General features: G+C 70.2%; 16 protein-coding genes. 5 read left to right on the top strand and 11 right to left on the bottom strand.

Features of this window, described 5'->3' with window-relative positions; all coding sequences use genetic code 11:
- Nucleotides 1-123: 123 nt before the first annotated feature.
- Both SSMG_RS28115 and SSMG_RS28110 read right to left on the bottom strand, forming a co-directional pair.
- Nucleotides 124-561, bottom strand: a complete 438-nt coding sequence (locus SSMG_RS28115; RefSeq protein ID WP_050788300.1) for a hypothetical protein — start codon at nt 559-561, stop codon at nt 124-126.
- A 61-nt stretch (nt 562-622) separates the two neighbouring features.
- Nucleotides 623-1498 (bottom strand): LysR family transcriptional regulator, encoded by an 876-nt coding sequence (locus SSMG_RS28110; protein ID WP_037715102.1) that lies wholly within the window; start codon nt 1496-1498, stop codon nt 623-625.
- Between the two features lie 100 nt (nt 1499-1598).
- Here SSMG_RS28110 and SSMG_RS28105 point away from each other — a divergent pair, with 100 nt between their 5' ends.
- Together SSMG_RS28105 and SSMG_RS28100 are read left to right on the top strand one after the other, a co-directional pair.
- The gene (locus SSMG_RS28105) at nt 1599-2903 is read left to right on the top strand and encodes an MFS transporter (RefSeq protein ID WP_009081590.1); all 1305 of its coding nucleotides are present in this window, start codon (nt 1599-1601) and stop codon (nt 2901-2903) included.
- Between the two features lie 5 nt (nt 2904-2908).
- Nucleotides 2909-4555 carry an amidohydrolase gene (locus tag SSMG_RS28100; RefSeq protein ID WP_037715100.1) on the top strand — a complete coding sequence of 549 codons (1647 nt, stop codon included), beginning with the start codon at nt 2909-2911 and terminating at the stop codon, nt 4553-4555.
- 126 nt (nt 4556-4681) lie between these two features.
- Here the strand turns inward: SSMG_RS28100 and SSMG_RS28095 are convergent, their stop codons facing one another.
- Nucleotides 4682-6133 (bottom strand): glutamate synthase subunit beta, encoded by a 1452-nt coding sequence (locus tag SSMG_RS28095; RefSeq protein ID WP_009081587.1) that lies wholly within the window; start codon nt 6131-6133, stop codon nt 4682-4684.
- Complete coding sequence (gltB, locus tag SSMG_RS28090) at nt 6126-10658, bottom strand: glutamate synthase large subunit (RefSeq protein ID WP_009081585.1); 4533 nt, start codon at nt 10656-10658, stop codon at nt 6126-6128. Before gltB ends, SSMG_RS28095 begins: the two co-directional genes overlap by 8 nt.
- 557 nt (nt 10659-11215) lie before the next feature.
- On the opposite strand from gltB, the gene SSMG_RS28085 reads away from it, so the two are divergent.
- A complete protein-coding gene (locus SSMG_RS28085) occupies nt 11216-11842 on the top strand; it encodes a YigZ family protein (RefSeq protein WP_009081583.1) in 627 nt (208 codons plus the stop codon).
- Nucleotides 11843-11871: 29 nt separating this feature from the next.
- Here the strand turns inward: SSMG_RS28085 and SSMG_RS28080 are convergent, their stop codons facing one another.
- The 6 genes from SSMG_RS28080 to SSMG_RS28055 all read right to left on the bottom strand — a co-directional run bounded on the left by SSMG_RS28080 (nt 11872) and on the right by SSMG_RS28055 (nt 18042).
- Nucleotides 11872-12126, bottom strand: coding sequence for a hypothetical protein (locus SSMG_RS28080; protein WP_009081581.1), 255 nt, complete (start codon nt 12124-12126; stop codon nt 11872-11874).
- 131 nt (nt 12127-12257) lie between these two features.
- On the bottom strand, nt 12258-13184 hold the full coding sequence (locus tag SSMG_RS28075) for a phosphotransferase (RefSeq protein ID WP_009081579.1): 927 nt from the start codon (nt 13182-13184) through the stop codon (nt 12258-12260).
- 41 nt (nt 13185-13225) lie between these two features.
- A complete protein-coding gene (locus tag SSMG_RS28070; RefSeq protein WP_009081576.1) occupies nt 13226-13792 on the bottom strand; it encodes a TetR family transcriptional regulator in 567 nt (188 codons plus the stop codon).
- Between the two features lie 70 nt (nt 13793-13862).
- Entirely contained in the window at nt 13863-15071 is a 1209-nt protein-coding gene (locus SSMG_RS28065; protein WP_009081573.1) for a cytochrome P450, read from the bottom strand.
- Between the two features lie 127 nt (nt 15072-15198).
- Nucleotides 15199-16617, bottom strand: a complete 1419-nt coding sequence (locus tag SSMG_RS28060) for an MFS transporter (RefSeq protein ID WP_009081571.1) — start codon at nt 16615-16617, stop codon at nt 15199-15201.
- Nucleotides 16618-18042 (bottom strand): FAD-dependent monooxygenase, encoded by a 1425-nt coding sequence (locus SSMG_RS28055; RefSeq protein WP_037715097.1) that lies wholly within the window; start codon nt 18040-18042, stop codon nt 16618-16620.
- A 91-nt stretch (nt 18043-18133) separates the two neighbouring features.
- Between SSMG_RS28055 and SSMG_RS28050 the strand changes: the two genes are divergently transcribed.
- A complete protein-coding gene (locus SSMG_RS28050; RefSeq protein WP_037718099.1) occupies nt 18134-18646 on the top strand; it encodes a MarR family winged helix-turn-helix transcriptional regulator in 513 nt (170 codons plus the stop codon).
- Nucleotides 18643-19041, top strand: coding sequence for a hypothetical protein (locus SSMG_RS28045; protein ID WP_009081565.1), 399 nt, complete (start codon nt 18643-18645; stop codon nt 19039-19041). The genes SSMG_RS28050 and SSMG_RS28045 overlap by 4 nt, the downstream gene beginning before the upstream one ends.
- On the opposite strand, the gene SSMG_RS28040 is transcribed toward SSMG_RS28045, so the two are convergent.
- Nucleotides 19038-19790 (bottom strand): maleylpyruvate isomerase family mycothiol-dependent enzyme, encoded by a 753-nt coding sequence (locus tag SSMG_RS28040; RefSeq protein WP_009081563.1) that lies wholly within the window; start codon nt 19788-19790, stop codon nt 19038-19040. The genes SSMG_RS28045 and SSMG_RS28040 overlap by 4 nt on opposite strands.
- Nucleotides 19791-19918 lie beyond the last annotated feature (128 nt).

Here is a 19918-nt window from a genome sequence, read left to right as displayed (position 1 = left end):
ATTCCCCGGCCCCGACGAAGAAGAGATAGTCGGCCGTGGCCCGGGCCCGGCGGGTCAGTTTTCCCGTCGCCGCACTGTTCTAGCACGGATCGGGCCGCCGGGTCACCGGATCGAGTGAGTTGGCTACAGGGAGATCGTGCAGTAGAGGCGGTGGCCTTCCGCGGCGGCGCCTGCGGCCAGCGCGGCGAGTTCCTTCAGGAACGCGATGACATCCTCGACCTCGGCGTCTTCCTCGTTCTGCTCGACGAAGGCGGCGGCAGCGGTTTGGAGAGCACCGTCGTCGGCGGCAGCCAGTGCGTCGCGGAAGGAGTTGGCCAGCGACAGCACCGCAGCGGCTTCCCCGTCTTCGAGGAGCGCGATGTCCCGGCCGCGGTCAGGGTCGGCCTCGACCTCCGCGAGGGTCCGGCGAGTCAGAGATGTCTCGACGGGCAGCAGATCCGTGATCGGATCGGCTCCCTTCACGGCGAGTTCGGCGTAGCCCGGGCAACGGGCATTGTCGGGATCTTCGAACGCGAGCGCGGCCATGGTGTCGTCCACCGCGACGAAATAGTCATACAGCACCGGCAGAGCATATCCAGGTAAACCCCTTGCGCCGTAACGAAAACTTCTCCCCGAGTACGCCTCATTCGCCCAACGCGCCACGAAACTCCCGTAATCCCTCGATCAACGCCAGGATCGACGGCCGGGCGTAGTGATCCCGTCGCCAGCCCGCGTACAGCGGCACCGTGAGCCGTCCGTCGCGGGTTTCGATCGGGATGGCGCGCAGTCCGAACCGGACCAGGTCGGTCACCAGGCAGACCTCGCCGCGGCCGGCGGCGCGGGCTTGGGCGACGCTGGGGGAGCCCGTCTCGTTCAGTTCGGACGGCACGAGCCCGGCGCGGTGGAACGCCTCGTCCACGACCAGGCGCGCGGCGTTGCTGCGGTTCATCACCAGCAGCGGTTCGGCGGCCAGTTCGGCCAGCAGGATCGACTTCGCCTCGTACCAGCGGTGGTCCGGCCGGACCTGCGCGGAGACCAGGACCCGGCCCAGCGCGGCGGTTTCCAGCTGCGCGGGCGGCGGGGACGTCGAGATGCCGAGGTCGGCGCTGCTGTGCAGGAGCCGGTCGAAAACCTGGTCCGGCGCGACTGGGAACGCGTCCCGCAGCACCGGTCCGGCTTTGCCGGTGGCCATGAACGGGGCCAGCAGACTGTCCACTGTGCTCGGCGGCGCGACGAGCGTCAGCGGCGTGTCCTCGGTCCGGCCGATCGCGGCCATCACCGCGCCCGCTTCCTCGGCACGGCGCACCAGGTCCTGGGCGATCGGCACGAACCGGGTGCCCGCCGCGCTCAGCGTCAACGAGCCGGGGGAGCGCGAGAACAGCGCCACCCCGAGTTCGGCTTCCAGCGCGCGCAGCTGCCGCGACAGCGACGGCTGCGCGACCCGCACCGTGCGCGCCGCGGCGGTGACCGAGCCTTCTCGCACCACGGCCAGGAAATAACGCACCACGCGCAGTTCCACGCCTATGCCTCCGAGGTATTGGAATGGGGCCAGACAGGTATTGGACAGCATAGGTCCCGGGACGAAGACTCTGGGGAACACCGCCGCCAGGGAGTAGCCCGTGAACCACGAAACCGCCGCCGGCCGCCGCGCCGCGCTCGCCTCCTTCGCCGGGACGGCGATCGAGTGGTACGACTTTTACCTGTACGGAACCGCGTCCGCGCTGGTCTTCGGCAAGCTGTTCTTCCCCGGGCTGAACCCGGCGACCGGCGTGCTCGCCGCGTTCGGCACGTTCTGGGTCGGGTTTCTCGCCCGGCCGCTGGGCGGCATCGTGTTCGGCCACCTCGGAGACCGGGTCGGGCGCAAGAACACGCTGGTCGTCACGCTGCTGCTGATGGGCTTCGCGACCTTCGCGGTCGGCCTGCTGCCGACATACGCCAAGATCGGCATCGCCGCGCCGTTGCTGCTCGTCGCCCTTCGCGCGGTGCAGGGCGTCGCGGTCGGCGGGGAGTGGGGCGGCGCGGTCGTGCTCGCCGCGGAGAACGCGCCCGCCGGACGCGGGTCGTACTTCGCCATGTTCGCCCAGCAGGGTTCGCCCGCCGGGTCGATTCTGTCCACAGTGGTCTTTCTCGCCGTCAGCGCGTTGCCGGACGAGCAGTTCCTGACCTGGGGCTGGCGCGTGCCGTTCCTGCTGTCCGGCGCGCTGGTCGCGCTGGGCCTGCTGATCCGGCTGAAGGTCGAGGAGCCGGCGGAGTTCGTGCGGGCCAAGGCGAACGCCGCGGTCGCGAAGGTGCCCCTGGTCGAGGTCGTGCGGACAGCTTGGCGGACCGTGCTGCTCGGCATCGGCGCGAGCATCATGGGCATCGCCGCCGCGTACTTCAGCAACACGTTCGTCCTCGCCTGGTCCACGAACGAACTCGGCATCGGCCGCCAGACCATGCTGTACGTGCTGCTCGGCGCGTCCGTCGTGCAGTTCTGCTGGCAGCCGGTCGCGGCGCGGCTGGCCGAACGCGTCGGCGAAACCCGGTTCATGGCCGTCTCGCTGGCGGCCAACATCGTGGTGACCGTGCCGATGTACCTGCTGATCGCGTCCGGCAACCCGGGATTGGCGTTCGTCGGCATCGCGGTCGCGACCGTGTGCGGCTCCGGCTACTACGCGGTGCTCGCCGGATTCCTCACCCGCGGCTTCCCGATCCACCTGCGCTACACCGGGATCTCGCTGTCCTACCAGCTGTGCAGCACCGTCTTCGGCGGGACGACGCCATTCATCGCGCAGGCGCTGCTCAACGCGACGCACGGCGCGATCTGGCCGGTCGTCGTGTACCACGTCGTGCTGCTCGCGTTGACCCTCACCTGCGTCCTGGCGCTCGCCCGCCGCACCGCAGCCGTCGCCGGTTCCGAGAAAACCCTGACCCGACAAGGATGAACCCAGTGCGTCTCGATGCGTTATTCCACAATGGACGATTCACTACGCTGGACCCGCACCGTCCACAAGCGACCGCGCTGGGCGTGCTCGGCGGCCGGATCGTCGGGTTCGACGACGAGGTCCGCGGCCTCTCCGCGGACGTGGTGGTCGACCTCGGCGGCGCGCCGGTCGTCCCCGGTCTCAACGACGCGCACCACCACTTGAGCATGCGCGGCAAGCGAATCCGCGAACTGGACGTCTCCGCCGAGGCCGCGCCGACGCTCGACGCGCTCTACCGCGCGGTGGCGGAAAGGGCCGCGACGCTGCCCGCCGGCGCCTGGGTCACCGGCGCGGGCTACGACCAGAACAAGATCGGCGCGCACCCCACCGCCGAAGCATTGCACCGCGCCGCCGGAGGACGGCCGGTCTGGCTCACCCACACGTCGCGGCACATGGCCGTGGCGAGCACCGAAGCCTTCGCCCTGGCCGGCTATCCGGACCGGCTGGGCGTGCCGGACGTTCCCGGCGGCACGGTGGTGCGCGACGAGGACGGCCGCGCCACCGGGCTGTTGCAGGAACGCGCGACCGTGCTCGTCGACCGCCTGCTGCGCCCCGAGCCGACCGAAGAGGTCATCGCCAACATCGCCGCGGGCGCGCACGCCGCCCTCGCCGACGGCCTGACCAGCGTCACCGAACCCGGCATCGGCACCGTCGACGGCATCGGCCACGGCCGCGCCGACCTCGATTCCTTCCAGCGCGCCCGCGAACGCGGGCAATTGGGCGTGCGGATGACGGTGATGCCCTACATCACCGCTCTGCGCGACTGCGGCCCGTTCGAACCCGGCGGCGAATGGTTCGGCCTCGATCTCGGCCTGCGCACCGGCATCGGCGACGACCGGCTGCGCGTCGGCCCGGTCAAAATTCTCTCCGACGGTTCGCTGATCGGCCGGTCCGCCGCGATGTGCTGCGAATACGAGGACACTCCCGGCAACCAGGGACTGATGCTGTTCGAGCCGGACGAACTGCGCCGCTACACCCTCGAAGCGCACCGGTGCCACTGGCAGATCGCCACGCACGCGATCGGCGACGCGGCCCTCGCAGCCGTGCTCGACGCGTACGAGGAGGCCCAGCAGAAGCACCCGCGCGAGGACGTCCGGCATCGCATCGAACACTGCGCGGTCGCCGACGACGCCGCGGTCGCCCGGATCGCCGAGCTGGGCGTGATTCCCGTGCCACAGGGCAGGTTCCTGTCCGAGATCGGCGACGGGTTGCTCGCCGCGCTCGGACCGGAACGCAGCCGGCTGGCGTATCGGATGCGGAGCTTCCTCGACGCCGGAGTGGTCCTGCCGGGCAGCACGGACGCGCCGGTGGTCGCGGCGTCGCCGTTGCTGAGCATCCACGACATGGTCAACCGACGGACCGCGGCCGGGCAGCCGATCGCGCCGGACGAGGCGGTGACTCCGCTGGAAGCGCTGCGCGCGTACACGGTCGGTTCGGCGTACGCGGTGCACGAGGAAAAGCTCAAGGGCACGTTGAGCCGCGGAAAGCTGGCCGACTTCACGGTGTTGAGTGACGATTTGCTTACCGTTGAGCCGGAACGAATCGGGGAGATCAGCGTCGGCGCGACCGTGGTGGGCGGCGAGGTCGCCTACAACGACGGTGCCGCGCAGTAAAAAGGACGGGTGCGACGCCGTTGTCGCACCCGTCCGACAGCCGGGATCAGCGCGGCGCCAGTGACGCACTAATCCCGAAACCGAACGGAGCAGGCGCGGCGACGGTGACGCGCCTGCTCCGAGCCCTCAGGAGATCGGCCGGTCGGTCGGCGCGATCGGGGCCGGGAGCACGCCCCGGCCGGTCAGGAAGGCGTCCACGCCGGCCGCGCACGAGCGGCCCTCCGCGATCGCCCACACGATCAGCGACTGCCCGCGGCCCATGTCGCCCGCCACGAACACGTTGTCCACAGTGGTCTGGAAGTTCTTGTCCCGCACGACGTTGCCGCGCTGGTCCAGCTCCACGCCCAGTTCGGTCAGCAGGCCCTCGCGCTGCGGCCCGAGGAAGCCCATCGCCAGCAGCACGAGCTGCGCGGGCAGTTCGGTTTCGGTGCCCTCGACCGGGACGAACTTGCCGCCCTCGTTGCGCACCTCGACCAGCTTCAGCGCCCGCACCCGGCCGTTCTCGTCGGCCAGGAACTCCTGCGTGTTGACCGAGTAGAGCCGCTCGCCGCCCTCCTCGTGCGCGGACGAGACCCGGTAGATCATCGGGTACATCGGCCACGGGTGCGCCTCCGAACGCGACTCCGGCGGCTTCGGCATGATCTCCAGCTGGGTCACCGACTTCGCGCCCTGGCGGTGCGACGTGCCGACGCAGTCCGCGCCGGTGTCGCCGCCGCCGATGACCACGACGTCGAGGCCCTTGGCCGAATACGGCGACTCCTCCAGTTCGCCCGAGGCGACCCGGTTGGCCGGCGGAAGGAACTCCATCGCCTGGTGGATGCCGTCCAGCTCGCGGCCCGGGACCGGCAGGTCGCGCCACGCCGTCGCGCCGCCCGCCAGCACCACCGCGTCGTGGTCGGACTGCAGCTGCTCGACGGTGACGTCCACGCCGACGTTCACCGACGTCCGGAACTCCGTGCCCTCGGCCCGCATCTGGTCGAGCCTGCGGTCGAGCCGGAACTTCTCCATCTTGAACTCGGGGATGCCGTACCGCAGCAGCCCGCCGATCTTGTCCGCCCGCTCGTAGACCACGACGGTGTGGCCCGCGCGGGTCAGCTGCTGCGCGGCGGCCAGTCCGGACGGACCGGACCCGACGACGGCGACCTTCTTGCCCGTCTTCGCGACCGGGACCTGCGGCGTGACCCAGCCTTCCTCGAAAGCGCGGTCGATGATCGAGATCTCGACCCGCTTGATCGACACCGGGTCGTCGTTGATGCCGAGCACGCACGCGGTTTCGCACGGCGCCGGGCACAGCGTGCCGGTGAACTCCGGGAAGTTGTTCGTGGCGTGCAGCCGTTCCGCGGCCAGCTGCCAGTCCTCCCGCCACACCAGCGTGTTCCACTCCGGGATCAGGTTCCCGAGCGGACAGCCCTGGTGACAGAACGGGATGCCGCAGTCCATGCAGCGCCCGGCCTGCTTCTCCAGCTTGGTCGTCGCGAAGTCCTCGTAGACCTCTCGCCAGTCCAGCAGGCGCAGGTCCACCGGACGGCGCTTCGGTTCCTCGCGCGTGGTGGTCAGAAAGCCCTTGGGGTCAGCCATGTGCGGCCTCCATGATCGCCTCGTTCACGTCCCGCCCGTCGCGTTCGGCCGCGACCTGGGCGGCGAGCACGCGCTTGTAGTCCTTCGGCATGACCTTGCCGAACCGGTCGACCGCACTGTCCCAGTCCGCCAGCAAGGCCCGCGCGACGGCGGATTCCGTTTCGTTGTAGTGCTTTTCGATGGTTTCGCGGAGGAAGTCCACGTCCGAGGTGTCCAGCGGGTCGATGTCGACCATCTCCGGGTTGACCCGGTGCGCCGGAAGGTCCAGCACGTACGCGACGCCGCCGGACATGCCCGCCGCGAAGTTGCGGCCGATCCGGCCCAGCACGACCATCCGGCCGCCGGTCATGTACTCGCCGCCGTGGTCGCCCACGCCCTCGACGACCGCCAGCGCGCCCGAGTTGCGCACGCAGAACCGTTCGCCCACCTGGCCGCGGATGAAGATCTCGCCGCTCGTGGCCCCGTATGCGATCACGTTGCCGGCGATGATGTGGTCCTCGGCGACGATCGGCGATTCCTTCGGCGGCCGCACGATGATCCGCCCGCCGGAAAGGCCCTTGCCGACGTAGTCGTTGCCGTCGCCGTACAGCCGCAGCGTGATGCCCTTCGGCACGAACGCGCCGAACGACTGGCCCGCGGTGCCGGTGAAGGTGACGTCGATGGTGTCGTCGGGAAGCCCTTCCCCGCCCCACTTCTTCGTCAGCTCCGAGCCGAGCATGGTGCCGACGGTGCGGTTCACGTTGCGCACCGGCAGTTCCAGCCGCACCTTGTCGCCCGCCGCCAGCGCGCCCTCGGCGAGCTGGATCAGCGTGTTGTCGAGCGCCTTGTCCAGCCCGTGGTCCTGCTTGACGGTCTGGTGCCGCGCCGCGCGCGGCGGCAGCTCGGGCACGTGGAAGATCGGCGACAGGTCGAGCCCGGCGGCCTTCCAGTGGTCGACCGCCTTGCGCTTGTCGAGCAGCTCGGCGTGGCCAACGGCCTCCTCGACGGACCGGAAACCCAGCTCCGCCAGGTACTCCCGGACCTCCTGCGCGATGAACTCGAAGAAGTTCACCACGTAGTCCGCCTTGCCGCTGAACTTCGCGCGCAGCTTCGGGTTCTGCGTCGCGACGCCGACCGGACAGGTGTCGAGGTGACAGACGCGCATCATGATGCAGCCGGACACCACGAGCGGCGCGGTCGCGAAACCGAACTCCTCGGCGCCGAGCAGCATCGCGATCATCACGTCGCGGCCGGTCTTGAGCTGGCCGTCGGTCTGCACCACGATCCGGTCGCGCAGCCGGTTGGCCAGCAGCGTCTGCTGCGTTTCGGCCAGTCCCAGCTCCCACGGCCCGCCCGCGTGCTTGATCGAGGACAGCGGCGAGGCGCCGGTGCCGCCGTCGTGTCCGGAGATCAGCACGACGTCCGCGTGCGCCTTGGACACGCCCGCCGCGACCGTGCCGACGCCGACCTCGGACACGAGCTTCACGTGGATGCGCGCGTCCGGGTTGGCGTTCTTGAGGTCGTGGATCAGCTGCGCCAGGTCCTCGATCGAGTAGATGTCGTGGTGCGGCGGCGGGGAAATCAGCCCGACGCCCGGCGTGGAGTGCCGCGTCTTCGCGATCCACGGGTACACCTTGCCGCCGGGCAGCTGCCCGCCCTCGCCGGGCTTTGCGCCTTGGGCCATCTTGATCTGGATGTCGTCGGAGTTCACCAGGTACTCGCTGGTGACGCCGAACCGGCCGCTCGCGACCTGCTTGACCGCGCTGCGGCGCTCCGGGTCGTACAGCCGCTCCGGGTCCTCGCCGCCCTCGCCGGTGTTCGACTTCCCGCCGAGGCGGTTCATCGCGATCGCCAGCGTCTGGTGCATTTCCATCGAGATCGAGCCGTACGAGATGGCCCCGGTGGCGAACCGCTTCACGATCTCCGAAACCGGTTCGACCTCCTCGATCGGCACCGGCGGGCGCTCGCCGAACTTGAAGTCGAACAGCCCGCGCAGCGTCAGCAGCTTCTCGGCCTGGTCGTTGACCGCCTTCGTGTACTCCTTGAAGATCTCGTACTTCCCGGACCGCGTGGAGTGCTGCAGCTTGAACACCGTCTGCGGGTTGAACAGGTGCGGTTCGCCCTCGCGCCGCCACTGGTAGTCCGCGCCGGTCTCCAGCTCGCGGTGGCTCGCCCGGACGCCGTCGACCGGGAAGGCCCGCACGTGCCGCTGCGCGACCTCCTCGGCGAGCGTGTCGAAGCCGACGCCGCCGAGCCGCGAGGTGGTTCCGGTGAAACAGGTGTCGATCACCTCGGCGCCGAGCCCGACCGCCTCGAAGATCTGCGCGCCGGTGTAGGAGGCCACCGTGGACACGCCCATCTTGGACATGGTCTTGCGGACGCCCTTGCCGAGCGCCTTGATCAGGTTCGCGGTGGCCTGCTTGGGAGTCACGCCCGGGATGAGGCCCCGGTGCGCCATCTCCTCGACCGTCGCCATCGCCAGGTACGGGTTCACCGCGGCCACGCCGTAGCCGACCAGCAGCGCGATGTGGTGCACCTCGCGCGCGTCGCCCGCCTCGACGATGAGGCCGACCTGCGTGCGCGTCTTCTCCCGCACCAGGTGGTGGTGCACCGCGCCGGTGAGCAGCAGCGACGGGATCGGCGCGTGGTCGGCATCGACCCCGCGGTCGGACAGCACGATCAGCCGCGCGCCGTCCTCGATCGCCTCGGACACCTCGGCGCGGATCTCGTCGAGCCGCTGGACCAGCGCCTCGCCGCCGCCGTGCACGTGGTAACGGCCCATCACGGTGACCGCCTGGAACTCCGGCAGGTCGCCGTCGTCGTTGACGTGCACCAGTTTCGCGAGCTGGTCGTTGTCCAGCACCGGGAACGGCAGCACGATCCGGCGGCACGACGACGCGTCCGCGGCCAGCAGGTTCGGCTCCGCGCCGATCTGCGTGCCGAGCGCGGTCACCAGCTCCTCGCGGATCGCGTCCAGCGGCGGGTTGGTCACCTGGGCGAACAGCTGGATGAAGTAGTCGAACAACGGGCGCGAACCCGACGAAAGGGACGCGAGCGGCGAATCGTTGCCCATCGACCCGATCGGCTCCGCGCCGGTGCGGGCCATCGGCTCGAGGATGGTCTCCAGCTCTTCCTCGGTGTAGCCGAACGCCTGCTGCCGGCGCACGAGCGCGGCGTGCAGCGGGACCTCGCGGTCGCGCTCGGGCAGTTCCTCGAGACGGAGCAGCCCGGCGTCGACCCATTCGTCGTACGGGTGCTCGGAGGCGAGCTGGCCCTTGATCTCCTCGTCCTCGACGATCCGGCCGGCGACGGTGTCCACGAGGAACATCCGGCCCGGCTCCAGCCGTCCTTTGCGGACGATCTTGGACTGGTCCAGCTCCAGCACGCCGACCTCGCTGGCGAGTACCACGAGCCCGTCGTCGGTGACCCAGTAGCGGCCCGGCCGCAGGCCGTTGCGGTCCAGCACCGCGCCGATCTGCGCGCCGTCGGTGAACGCCACCAGCGCCGGTCCGTCCCACGGCTCCATGAGCGTGGAGTGGAACTCGTAGAAGGCGCGGCGCGCGGGGTCCATTTCCTGGTGGTTCTCCCAGGCCTCCGGGATCATCATCAGCACCGAATGCGGCAGCGACCGCCCGCCGAGGTGCAGCAGCTCCAGCACCTCGTCGAAGGACGCCGAGTCGCTCGCGCCGCGGGTGATGACCGGGTAGATCCGCTTGAGGTCGCCCGGGATCAGGTCCGTCTCGAGCAGCGCCTCGCGGGCGTCCATCCAGTTGCGGTTGCCCTTGAGCGTGTTGATCTCGCCGTTGTGCGCCACGTAGCGGTACGGGTGCGCGAGCGGCCACGACGGGAAAGTGTTGGTGGAGAAGCGGGAGTGCACCAGGCCGATCGCGCTCGTCACGCGCTCGTCGGCCAGGTCGAGGAAGAACTTCTCGACCTGCGGCTCGGTCAGCATTCCCTTGTAGACGATCGTGCGCGAGGACAGCGAGGGGAAGTAGACGTCGTCCTCGGCCAGCGCGTGCTCGGCGCGCTTGCGCACGCAGAAGGCGGCGCGCTCGAGCGCGAGACCGTCGAGATTGTTCTTGCGCCCGGCCAGGAACAGCTGGGTGAAGTGCGGCATGGTCTGCGCGGCGGTCGGGCCGCAGTGCGCGGTGTCGACGGGCAGCTCGCGCCAGCCCACCACGCGCATGTCCTCCTCGGCGGCGATCCGCTCGATGGTGGTCATGGCGCGGCCGCGGCGCTTCTCGTCCTTCGGCAGGAACGCGGTGCCGACGGCGTAGCTGCCCTCCGGGGGCAGCTCGAACCCGGCGACCTCGCGGTAGAACGCGTCGGGCACCTGGATCAGCAGGCCCGCGCCGTCCCCGGTGTCCGGTTCCGCCCCGCGTGCCCCGCGATGTTCCAGGTTCTTCAGCGCGACAAGGGCTTTCGTCACGATCTGATGGTCTCGGCGACCGGTCAGGTCCGCGACGAACGCCACCCCGCAGGCATCGTGCTCGTAAGCGGGGTCGTAAAGGCCGTCGGTGGCCGGGGTGCTCGAACGGTGGGTCACGGCTGGCCGCCTCCCAAGGCGTTGGCGCGGTTTCTTTCACTCCGAAGGGGTGTTCAGCACTGAACCGGTTAACGAAGTGGTCCGAAACCGCGATGGTCAGTCGAGAAGGGAAACCATCCGGTGCCTCCGCTGTCGCGAGGCGCGGCACTGCGTCGCGAGGCGTGGCTGACCGCGGCCGGTCGACGACCGGGCCGGGTGCCGGATGGTTTGTCACCGCACGGCGATGGGCGGCGGAAAAGGTTCTGCACGTCGCTGTACAGGCGCACGCGCCGGGGTCGGCCTGTGTGGTGGGGGCCGGCCGGGGCGCGTGGTGGTGACTCCCGGGTTCGCCGGGTCTTATGACGATAGTGTGAATTCGCTGTGATCGACATACGTCATCGCGCTCTCGTGGGAAAGGCCACGCATACGTTGACGCCCTCCGGGGTACTCCCATATGCCGGGCCGTCTCTCCCGCCACGCGGTCGGCGAAGCCGCTGACCTGCGCAAACCTGTCTGCCTGCCGGGTGTCAACCCCTGGCTCGCGACTGGTTGACTGGGGGTCGTGAGGGGGAGCGCCGATGACTGATCGTTATCTGTCCGTGGCAGTGGCCGGGCTGCACGAGATTGAAATACGGCGTTCACGGTTCCTGTGCGCGCTCGCGCCGGCGGCCGACGAAGCGGCCGCGCGGGAGGTCATCGCGGCCCGCCGGCGGGCCGAACCCGCGGCGCGGCACCACTGTCACGCGTTCGTCCTCGGCCCGGACGGCCGCACCCAGCGTTCGAGCGACGACGGCGAGCCCGCCGGGACGGCCGGGCTGCCGATGCTGGAGGTGTTGCGCCGCCGCGAAGTCACCGACACGGTCGCGGTGGTGTCCCGGCATTTCGGCGGCGTGCTGCTCGGCGCGGGCGGGCTGATCCGGGCGTACGGACAGGCGGTGTCGGACGCGCTCGACGCGGTAGGCCTGGTGGAGTACCGGCGGTTGCGGCTGTTCGACGTAACGATGGACTACACCCGGGCGGGCCGCTTCGAGAACGATCTCCGCGCTTCGCCGTACGTGCTGCACGAGACGCGGTTCGAAGCGGCGGCGCACTTCGAGGTCGGGTTGTCGCCCGGCGAGGAAGAACGATTCAGCGGCTGGCTGGCCGACCTCACCGGCGGCGAGGCGGTCGCGGTCGAACTGGGGGAGGAGTGGGTGCGCGGCTAGCTCGCGCACCGGACCCCGCCCGGAGAAGATCAAGCAGCGACGGGCTTTCCGCCCAACGCGAGCACCCCGGCCTCGGTGAGCACCGCACGCACCCGCTCTCCGCACTCCCCGTCCTCGGCGGGCTCGATCAGCCCCTTGCGGACGAGGTCGCGGACAGTGCCTTGGTCGCAGCAGCTCAACCCGTCGACGAACAGGTCCGGTTCGCAGCTGCAGCTGATTTCCGCGTGTCCCTCGGCGACGGCACGCAGAGTTGCCCGCTCCCGATGGTTCAACTCGGCAGTCACGGCGGTCCTCCTTCTGGTCCCGGCCCCTGTGTACCCCGGGAACGGTTCCAGTGTCCGTCGCGATCGCCGGGTTGTCGCGTATTTCACTCCTTTTTACGGGGGTATGTCGCGGGGTGGTCCGGGGGTACCCTTCAGACGCCCCACCATGCGTCGGCAAGGGATGCGAAAGTAGGTTCTTTCGGCGCCGGGAGCACTTCGAGGTACCAGCGGAAGTTGCTGTACACGTGCAGAAGCGCGTACGCGAGGCAACGGCGCGAGAAGTCCGGGCCGAGGTCGGCGGGACGGTAACCGTAAGCGAGCAGAAGACTCCGCAGAAATGCCGGGTCGCCGCCGGAAACGAACAATCCGGCCGCGGCGAACTCGTATTCCGGCGCGCCGCGCATCGCCGGTTCGAAATCGAACAGGCCGGACAGCCGCCAGCCCTCCCCTTCGCGGGTGACCATCAGATGGTCGCGCATGACTTCGGTGTGCAACGGCGCGGTTTCCGGCGTGCCCAGGTCGACCGCGCCGACGAACTCCGGCAGCTGGGCGAGCCAGTGTTCGTCCAGTGCGGTCGCGCGGTGGTGGTCGACCAGCTTCTCCCGCTGCGCGGCAAGGAACGCGGTCCAGTCCGCGGGAGCGAGCACGGACAATCGCGGATCGCGCACGGAGTGCAAGGCGGACAGCGCCTCGCCGATCTTCGGGGCGAGCGCGAGCTTGTCCGCTGTGGACAGTCCGGGCCAGACCTGTTTCAGCGGGCGTCCGCGCAGCCGTTCCATCACCACGTAACCCCAGCCGTCGCGCGTTCCGGCGTGCACGACGCCCGGGGTGGGGACGGGGAGCTTGCCGGACAGGACTTCCAGCATGGTGCGCTCGGTAGTCAGCTCGTCGCGGTGCACCGGCGGATAGAGCTTCAGGACGAGCTGGTCGCCGACTGCGTACACCGGCAGCGAGCCGTCGGCGAAGGGCACGGGTTCGCCGGGCTCGCCGAGCGTCCGGAGCAGGTCTCGTGCCGCGGGCAGCAGGTCCGCGCGGGTCAGCTGGTCGAACTCGGCCGCGGTGGCGGCGGGCGGAAACATGCGGTGAAGGTATCGGCGGGACTCGGCATGGCTGTAGCGATTTACTCGCTGCGTTCGAGCAGCGTGCGCACCGCCGGCCCGATGAGCCGCTCGATCTCGTCGGCGGGCGCGGTGGCGAGCGGCTCCTTGCGGGTGACCGAGCGGACCAGGCCGATGCCGAGCAGCCAGGCCATCGCGAGGTCGGCGCGGAGTTCGGCGTCCGGCCGGTCGGTGAGCCCGGACAGCGCGCGGGTGTACTCGGCGTCGAGCTGCGCGCGCAGGGCCTCGTCGGCGCGGTCGGTGCCCGACGACCGCAGGTAGGTCTCGATCGAACGGGACGCCGAATCGTCGCCGTCGAGGAGGCTGCGCAGCGCCGCGGAGAACAGCCGCTCGGGCGGGGTCGTCTCGACCTGCGCCAGGCCGCCGCGTGCCATCACGTGCTCGAACAACGCGTCCTTGCTGCCGAAGTACCGGAACAGCAGCGCCTGGTTGACGCCCGCTCGGTGGGCGATGTCGCGCACCGTGGTGCGGTCGAACCCGCGGTCGGCGAACAGTTCGGCGGCGGCGTCCAGCAGCGCGGCCTTGGTCGCCGTCGCGTCGCGTTTGCGCGAAGGCTGGTCCGCGTCCATCGGTTCCCCCTGGTCTGCGCTGGTGTGCGCGACGAGGTTAACCCGGCGGGTCGCGGATCGGCCGGACGAACTACGCGGACCAGGCGACCGGAAGCTGTTCGGGACCGTAGACGAGCGCGTTGTGCTTGTAGGACAAAGCTTCCTTCGGCACCGCCAGCCGCAAGTCGGGCACGCGGCGGAACAACGCCGTCAGCGCTTCCTGCATCTCGACCCGCGCGAGCTGCTGGCCGACGCACTGGTGCGCGCCGAATCCGAAGGCGACGTGCGTGCGCGGTGACTCGCGGGTGAAGTCCAGCTGGTCGGCGCGCGGATAGCGGTCCTCGTCGCGGTTGGCCGAGTTCACCGCGGCGATCAACCAGTCGCCCGCGGCGATCTTCTGGTCGCCGACCTTGACCTCCTCGGTCGCGTACCGCAGCACGCCGAACTGCACGACCGACAGATACCGCAGCAGCTCCTCGACCGCGCGCGGCGGGTCGGCGAGGGCTTGCGCGCGCTGTTCCGGGTGCTCCAGCAGGACGAGCGTGCTGAGCGCGATCATGTTGGCGGTGGTTTCGTGCCCGGCCACGAGGAGACTGAGGCCGAGCATGATCAGCTCGTCCAGGTCGAGCGAGTCCCCGGAGGCCTCGGCGCGGACGATGAGCTTGCTGAACAGGTCGTCCTGCGGGTCCCGCTGTTTGCCTGCGAACAGGGTGCCCAGGTAACCGGCCAGTTCGTGATACGCCCGCTGGGTGACGTCGGCGTCCTGGTCGGTGCTGACCAGCAGGCTGCTCTGGCGCTGGAACAGCTCGCGGTCGGCGTACGGGACGCCGAGCAGTTCGCAGATCGCCAGCGAGGGGATGGGCAGCGCGAAGTCCTGGACGAGGTCGGCCCGGCCGGGTTTGGCGAGCATGGCGTCGAGGTGCCGCTCGACCTGCTCGCGGACGTACTCGCGCAGCCGCTCCACCCGCCGCACGGTGAACTCGGCGACGACCATCTTGCGCAGCCGGGCGTGTTCCGCGCCGTCGAGCTGGATGATCGAACCCGGGTCGACCTCGGCGTACGGGTCGAGATCGGCTTTGACGTGCGCCGACGAGGCCCCGCGCGAGCTGAGCGCCGGGTCGGCGAGCACGGCGCGGACGTCGTCGTAGCGGGTGACCAGCCAGGTGTCGAAGCCGGCCGGACAGCGGACCCGCGACACCGGCGCGCTCTCCCGCAACGCGGCGTACTCGGCGGGCGGATCGAATGGGCACCCGGCGGGTCGCGCGGTCGGAAGGGCCGGGGTCTCGGGCGAGGTGGACATGCGAATGGCGCCTTTCCTCCGACGGTGCGGGCATCTTCCACTCTGGAGACACCCGCACCGCCGCGGGGCGATCGGCGCGGATAGGCGACGGAAGGACCACAGTTCTGCCCGATTCACCCCGTCGCGGTTAGACCGGTTCGGTGATCGGTTCGTCGGCGAAACGGCGGGCGACCCGTTCGGCTCCGGCGCGGGCCCACGCGGTAGTGGCGAGGATGGCGAGCGCGATGATCAGGGTGGTGCCGCCGGCGACGGTCCACCAGGCGGTGGCGTGTCCGGTGAGCGGGGTGCCTGCGGCGGCGAGGATCGTGCCCGCGATGGCGACGCCGAGAGTCTGTCCGACTTGGCGCGAGGTGGACGCGACCGCGGCGGCCACTCCGGCTTGGGAGCGGGGCATGCCGCTGACCGCCGCGTTGGTGATGGGCGGGTTCAAGAGTCCGAAGCCCAGACCGAACACGCCATATGCGATCGCGAGCAGCCACAGGGGCGTGGTCGCCGACGCGGTGGTCAGCAAGATGGCAACGGCGGTCATTGAGATCCCAGCGGTCAGCAGGGGAATCCGCGCACCGCGGGTGGCGACGAGACGGCCCGCCAGCGGGGCGGCGATCGTCACGGCCGCCGCGGTCGGCAGCAGCATCAGGCCGGATTGCAGCGCCGACAGCCCGCGCACGTCCTGCAGATACAGCGGCGACAGGAAGAGGAACGTGCCGAACGCGGCGAGGCCGCACACCGCGCTGAGCGTGGCTGACGAGAACGGGGCGCTGCGGAAAAACCGCAGCTCCACCAGCGGTTCCCGGCGGCGGAGTTCCCAGCGGATCAGCGCGAGTAATGCGAGGACCCCGAGCCCGGCCAGGCTGACGATCACCGGCGATCCCCAGCCGAGCCGCTGGCCTTCGATCGCGGCGGTCACCACCGACCCGAGCAGCACCACGACCAGCAGCTGTCCCACCGGATCCGGGCGGCGCGGGTGCGGAGCCCGCGATTCCGGCACATAGCACGCGGTCAGCGCGAGCGCCGCGACGACCACCGGGACGTTGACCCAGAAAATCGCCCGCCAGCCGATGCTCTCGGTGAGCACGCCGCCGAGCACCGGGCCGACGCCCAGCGAGATACCGACGATCGACCCCCACACCCCGATCGCCCGCGCGCGCTCGCCCGGGTCGGCGAAGACGTTCGTGATGATCGACATCGCGACCGGGTTCAGCATCGCGCCGCCGAGCGCCTGCACGATCCGCGCGGCGACCAGCCAGCCGATCGACGGGGCCACGCTGCACAGCAGCGAGCCGAGTCCGAAAAGGACCAACCCGGCCATAAAGGTTCGCTTGCGCCCCAACCGGTCTCCGGTGGCCCCGGCGAGCATCAGGAAGCACGCGATCACGAGCGTGTACGAGTCGATCGTCCATTGCAGACCGTTGATCGACGCGCCGAGATCGGTGCGGATAGCCGGGAGCGCGACGTTGACGATCGTGTTGTCCATCGCGACGAGCAGAATGCTGGAACACAGGATCGCGAGAATGCCGAAACGGCCGCGTGCGGTGTCAGCGCCCATTCAGTGTGCTCCGCTCTCTTCGCCCGCGGTCCAGACTTCGTCGGCGTATCCGTCCGGGCGGACCAGGACAGCGGCCAAGTCGTGCCAGTCTCGGGTGGAGCGCACGACGTGCTCGCCCTCCACGACGGTGTCACCAAAAGCCACGAGTGTGAACCGGTCTGGCCGCAGCGCGCGATGGAGGGTGCGACCGTCGGCGAGCGGGAGGTTGGGCACGCGACGGCCGACGAGGCCGCCGTCCTCCGCGTAGGAAACGTCCAGCCCGGACAGCCAGCCGCGCAGTTCGTCCGCGGTGTCGCCGTCGCGGCCGATGAGGTCGGACATCAAGTCCCGCAACGCTTTTCCGCCCCGGGTGAAGGTGACCATCAGCGCTGCCTGGGCGAGGGTGTTCGCCGCGAGCCGGGCCGCGATGGGGCGGCGTTCGGCGTCGTAGGACTGCGGACCGTCGATGATCCGCCGCGGCGCGCGGCCCTGCACCTCGGCGGCAAGCTTCCACGCGAGATTCGCCGCGTCCTGCACGCCGACGTTGAGCCCCTGCCCGCCCGCCGGGAGGTGGACGTGCGCGGCGTCGCCGGCGAGGAAGACCCGGCCGACGCGGTACTGCCCGACGTGTCGCGTCGTGTCGCCGGTCCGCGAGGCCCAGATGACCTCGGTGATGCCGAAATCGTCGTCGGCGAGCCGTTTGAGCGTCGCGCGCAGTTCGGCCTCGTCCGGGATGCGGGCCTGACGCCGCGCGGCTTCCTCCGGGGTGAGGCCGGTGTCGCCGGGTTCGTGGCCGAAGATGCGGTAAATGCCGCCGGGCAGCGGAAGCGCGCTGTACGAGCCGCGTTCGTAATCCCAGTTGTGCGGCTGAGCAGGCGGGCGTTCCAGCCGGACGTCGGCGAGGAAACCCATTGTGGTCGCGGGATTTCCGGGGAAGGCGAGGCCCAGCGCGTGCCGGGTCGCGCTGTGTGCGCCGTCCGCGCCGATGACGTATCCGGCCCGCTGGGTGTCGCCGGTTTCCGAAACGATGGTGACGCCTTGCTCATCCTGCGCGAGGTCGGCAAGTTTCCACCCGGTCTCGACCACGACCCCCTGGCCCGAGAGATGCTCGGCGAGCAGCCGCTCAGTTTCCGGCTGCGGCAGCATGAGCACGAACGGGAACGACGTGTCGAGTCCGGCGTAGCTCAGCCGGTTCGGCAGCGCCGCGAAATGCGCGCTCGGCACGCGCTTCCCGGCGGCGACCAGACGCGCGGCCAGCGAACCTTGCCCGTCCGGGATCGAATCGAGAAGTTCAAGGGTGCGCGGGTGGATCGTCGTCGCCCTCGATTGCCCCGCGCGGTCCGGATTCGCTTCGAAGACCCGGACCGCGACGCCGGCCTGGTGCAGGAACGCGGCCGCCGCCATCCCGACCGGACCGGCGCCGATCACCGCGACCTCGATGTCCATGTTTCCCCCTGGATCGATGCTCGTCTCGCGAACTGTCTTGACATCAAGGTATTCTCTCCCTGTCTTGATGTCGAGAGAAAGGGCTGTGCCGGTGAACACTGCGCCCCGGGACGCGGTCGACGACCTGGTGGACGCCGTCCGGCGCGGGGGCGGCGACGAGAGCGTGCTGGGCGCGAAGTCGCTGTCCTACCGGCTGCGGCGGGTCGCGCACCAGCTGGAACTGGCCATGCGCCGCGAGCTGTCCGCGCACGGGATCGAGCTGTGGGAGCTGGAGATGCTCGCCGCCCTCAAGCGCGCGCCCGGGCACCGGCTGACGCCGGGGCAGGTGATGGCCGCGGTCGAGCTGACCTCGGGTTCGGTCACCCACCGGATCACCCGGCTGGAGGCGCGCGGCTGGGTCCGCCGGGACAAGGACCCGGGCGACCGGCGTTCCGTGCTCGTCACCCTCACCGAGGAGGGCAAACGGCAGGCGCTCGCGTCGTTCGCGCTCAAGACGGAGATCGAGCGCGAAATCGCGAAGGCTCTCGACCCGGAAACCATCGACGTGGTGAACGACGCGCTCCGGCGGGTCTCGCACCACCTCAAGGGAAAGGACGAACAGTGAAGCGGGAAACCCTTGGCGCGGCGGCCGTCGTCGTGGGCCTGGCCGCCGCCGCGCCGTCGGTGTGGCAGACGGTCACGCACATCACCGATCCGAGCTACCGCGCCCCGGAGGCCCGGCACGGCGAAGGTCACGTGCAGTACCACATGGCGCGGGAAGCCCTGATCACCGCGGGCGCGTTCGGTGCGGTAGGGACGGCGTTGGCGGCCGGCCGGGATCGCTCGCCGGCGTTGTGGCGGGCAATGGCTTGCGCCGCAGGAGGTTTCGTGGCGGCGATGTGGTCCGGCGGCCCGACGACCGGGGTGTGGGCGCCGAACCGGAAGGCGCTGGCGATCCACGTGGCGTCGACGAGCGCGCTGTCGGCGGGGGTGGCGTTGCTGCGGCCTCGGCGGCGCTAGAGGAAGACCCGCGCGTTCTCCAGCCACACCTTCGCGTCGTTGCCGATCGCCGCGAGACCGGTTTCGCCCAGGGCGCGGCGCTGGGTAATGCGAAGGCAGAAATCCCTTGCGCTGCCCCGGATCCGCTGGGCGGCGTCGTCCGGACCCCAGCCCCACACGGTGCCGTCGGGACCGGTCAGTTCGACCCGGATCGGCTCGGTCGGCAGCGGCAGCTGGGCGGCGTAGAACGACAGCCCGCGCCCGGCCACGCCCAAGGCGGCGATGTGCTTGAGCCGGTCCGTCGGACGATGCTCGACGCCCACGGTGTCGAAGATGTCCTGCCCGTGCGCCCACGTTTCCATCAGCCGAAGCGCCACCGCCAGCGTCGCCGAGGATTGCGAGCCGTACCACGGAAACGCCTGGTCCAGCGGGATTTCCCCAAGCGCCGCTGCCACTTCGGCACGTCCGGCGCGCCAGTCGTCGAGCAGTTCCGCCCGTGGTCGCGCGGCTCCCTGGGCCGCGACCGCGTCGGCGTCTTCCTCCAGCACGGCGGCGAACTTCTCCGGCGCGCGGACGGCGAGGACGACGTTCGCGTCGGCTGCCGCGAGATGCGCGATCTGGTGCCCGATCGTCCACCCCTCGGCCGGGGTGGGTCTCGACCAGTCGGGTTCCGCGGACACCACGGCGTCGAGGTCGTCGCCTTCCGCGAGCAAATCGGGCAAGGCGGTTTCGCGGGCTATTTCGGACAAATCCAAGCCATAGTCCAGCATGCGACCACGCTATCGGCATCGAAACCTCCGTTGGCGCTTTCGGCCATCGGGAGGTGCCTGCTTTCGGAAGCTCCTGGCGGATTGACGAGCGGCCGGTATCCGGAGTAAGCATGTAAGCACCTGCTTAC

The sequence above is a fragment of the Streptomyces sp. AA4 genome (genome assembly GCF_000158875.1).
Classification (GTDB): Bacteria; Actinomycetota; Actinomycetes; order Mycobacteriales; family Pseudonocardiaceae; genus Amycolatopsis.
The sequence above is the reverse complement of the archived record's forward strand: the minus strand, read 5'-3'. Positions and strand labels throughout refer to the sequence as shown.